1 protein-coding gene is annotated in these 226 nt (G+C 71.2%); it reads right to left on the bottom strand.

Annotation, left to right across the window (positions count from 1 at the left end):
- Positions 1-147 precede the first annotated feature (147 nt).
- Positions 148-222: a DUF4193 family protein gene (locus QWY29_RS20705; RefSeq protein WP_439117466.1), complete on the bottom strand. Its 75-nt coding sequence runs from the start codon at positions 220-222 to the stop codon at positions 148-150.
- Positions 223-226: the final 4 nt, after the last annotated feature.

Here is a 226-nt window from a genome sequence, read left to right as displayed (position 1 = left end):
CCCGACCTGCGCAAGGACGACCAGAAGGGCTGACCCGGCCCTCCGGGCAGGACGGCGCCACCCGCGCCACCAGGACCACCCGCGCCATCCCTCAGCAATGCGAACGGCCCGCGACCCCCGGTCGCGGGCCTCTTGCGTGCGGGCGCGTCACACGCAGTCGCGGCAGATCATCTTCTTCTCGTCTGCCAGCTGGCTGCGGTGGTGGACCAGGAAGCAGCTCATGCAG

Origin of the sequence: Nocardioides abyssi (genome assembly GCF_030412915.1) — a bacterium.
Lineage (GTDB): Bacteria > Actinomycetota > Actinomycetes > Propionibacteriales > Nocardioidaceae > Nocardioides > Nocardioides abyssi.
The sequence above is the reverse complement of the archived record's forward strand: the minus strand, read 5'-3'. Positions and strand labels throughout refer to the sequence as shown.